Source organism: Rhizobium giardinii bv. giardinii H152 (genome assembly GCF_000379605.1).
GTDB classification, from domain to species: domain Bacteria; phylum Pseudomonadota; class Alphaproteobacteria; order Rhizobiales; family Rhizobiaceae; genus Pararhizobium; species Pararhizobium giardinii.
In genome coordinates this window covers 1-1,581 of record NZ_KB902759.1, presented here as the reverse complement: position 1 = coordinate 1,581, position 1,581 = coordinate 1, and the positions used below count along the sequence as shown (strand labels likewise).

The following is a 1,581-nucleotide window of genomic DNA, read 5'->3' as shown; positions in this document are numbered from 1 at the left end:
AAGGCGCACGAGAACCGGTCTTATCCTGTCCTCAAGCCGGAACTGTCCCGAATAGATAGAGCCGAGCCGCATCAACTCGGCGCCGAGTGCGTATCCGCGGCTGTCGGAGCGGATCAGAAAACCTCCATTCTCCAGCGATTCGATCAGTCGCAAAGTCGTGCTTTTGTAGAGTCCGGTGCGGCTGGCGATCTCGGTCAGCGTTAGCTTGCTGTCTTTGGCGTTGAAACAGCTAAGGATCGACAGGGCTCTGTCGACCGCATCGACGCCACCGCTCCTTGGCTTCTCTTCCTTTTGCAAATTCACCTCCAGCATTCCCCTCAAAGGAATCCATCTTGACAAAAAACTCCCAACGGTGTTTGTTCTATTCCAAGGAACAGTGTTCTGTCAAGTAGAACTTTATGGGAGTGAGCTATGCAGCGGTATCAGCATTTCATCGGTGGCGAATGGGTGGAACCATCCTCCGGTGAATGGTTTGAGACAACCGAACCCTTTTCCGGCCACGCCTGGGCGGAGATTGCCAAAGGCAACGAGCGCGACGCCAACCGTGCGGTGGAAGTTGCCCATGAGGCGTTCCTGTCTCCGGAGTGGAGTTCGCTCACGGCGACGCAACGCGGTGCGCTTTTGCGGAAGCTGGCGGGTCTCATCGAAGACAATGTCGAGCGCCTGGGCATGATCGAGCAGCGCGACAACGGCAAGCTCATTGCCGAAGTTGCCGGTCAGGTGCGCAATGTGGCGCAGTGGTTTTATTACTATTCGGGTCTTGCTGATAAAATCGGTGGCGAAGTTGTGCCGATCAACAAGGCGGATGTCTTCAACTACACGAAATATGAGCCCCTTGGTGTCGTGGTCGCGATCACGCCCTGGAACTCGCCGCTTGCCCTGACGACCTGGAAAATGGCGCCGGCGCTCGCTGCAGGCAACACGATTGTCATCAAACCATCCGAATACACATCCGCCTCCATTCTCGAACTTGCAAAACTGGCAGACGAGGCCGGCTTCCCGAAGGGTGTTGTCAACGTCGTCACGGGCTTCGGTCAAGAAGTGGGCGAACCATTGGTTCGCCATCCTTTGACGGCCAAGGTGGCCTTTACGGGCGGGGATATTGGCGGGCAGAAGGTCAATGAGGCAGCTGCTTCCGGGCTGAAGAAAGTCACGCTGGAACTTGGCGGAAAGTCGCCGAACATCGTCTTCGACGACGCCGATATCGAGCAGGCTGTCAAGGGCGCCATTGCCGGTATTTTCGGTGCGTCGGGCCAGACATGCATGGCGGGATCCCGCCTTCTCTTGCAGGACAACATTCACGACGAGTTTGTGGCGAAACTCAAAGAGATCGTCGAGACAGCCAAGATCGGCGATCCTTCGCGTTACGAAACCCAGATCGGGCCGATTGCGACACGCGCACAGCATGAGAAAATCCTGCGCATGATCGAGATGGGCAAGGATGAAGGAGCCAATCTCGTTTGCGGGGGCAAGGCCCTGAGCGGGCCCGAATTCGGTCAGGGACAATTTGTTGAGCCGACGATCTTCACCGGTGTTCGCAATGACATGAAGATAGCACAGCAGGAAGTTTTCGGCCCCGTC

General features: G+C 56.6%; 2 protein-coding genes. One reads left to right on the top strand and one right to left on the bottom strand.

Annotated features, from left to right (window positions below; all coding sequences use genetic code 11):
• The coding region (locus A3AY_RS0134200) for a helix-turn-helix domain-containing protein (RefSeq protein WP_167332418.1) at positions 1–297 on the bottom strand (297 nt) is incomplete at its 3' end.
• A gap of 114 nt (positions 298–411) precedes the next feature.
• Between A3AY_RS0134200 and A3AY_RS0134195 the strand changes: the two genes are divergently transcribed.
• Positions 412–1,581: aldehyde dehydrogenase family protein (locus tag A3AY_RS0134195; RefSeq protein WP_018330169.1), on the top strand; the 1,170-nt coding region annotated here is incomplete at its 3' end.